At 76.7% G+C, this 692-nt stretch carries 1 protein-coding gene; it reads right to left on the bottom strand.

Annotation, left to right across the window (positions count from 1 at the left end; translation table 11 throughout):
- Positions 1 to 67: 67 nt before the first annotated feature.
- Positions 68 to 692 (bottom strand): AAA family ATPase (locus G3I42_RS10130; RefSeq protein WP_239096372.1); only part of this gene is annotated, 625 nt, incomplete at its 5' end.

Here is a 692-nt window from a genome sequence, read left to right as displayed (position 1 = left end):
GCCGCGTAGGGCGGCGCGGGCGGCCGGGGCGTCCGACGGGGCGGCGCGGGTGCGCACCGCGGTGGCGTCACCACGGCGGCGGGCTGGCTATCGCGCGGGCGAGGACTTCGTCGAGCCGCTGCGCCGTGGCCGGTACGTCGAGGTGCGAGTTGTCGATGATCGGCAGCCCCGAGCCGTACCAGCCGGCCATGCGGCCGTGGATGCTCGCGACCTCCTCGTCGCTGAGCCTGCGGTTGCCCGTGCGCGCGGCGTTGCGTTCCAGGACGACGTCCAGCCCGGGCAGCAGCACGACGGGCAGCAGCCCGGGGCCCACGTGCCGCTTCCAGCCGCCGAGCCCGACGACGGGACGGTCGGGGAAGACGGCGTCGTCGATGACGCAGGAGATGCCGTTGGCGAGGAAGTTGCGCGCCGCGAAGCCGCAGGTGCGGCGCGCGAGCCGGTACTGCACCTCGGAGTTGTCGTTCCACCCGGCCTGCGGGTCGGCGAAGCCCGCGTGCACCCACTCGCGCACGTCGTCGAGGCTGATGTGCGCCGTCGGTACGGGCCGCCGCGCCGCCCAGTACCGCGCGACGGTCGTCTTGCCGGCCCCCGCGGGCCCGATGAGCAGCACGGCGAGGATCGTCGAGCCCGTCCCGGCCTGCGGCCCGGGCGCGACGCTCGGCGCGGCCACGGGCGCGTCGGGCGGCAGCGCG

The organism is Streptomyces sp. SID11385, from assembly GCF_010548245.1.
In the GTDB taxonomy this organism is placed as follows: domain Bacteria; phylum Actinomycetota; class Actinomycetes; order Streptomycetales; family Streptomycetaceae; genus Streptomyces.
Note: the sequence above shows the minus strand (reverse complement) of the source record. Positions and strands in the feature narration are given on the sequence as shown.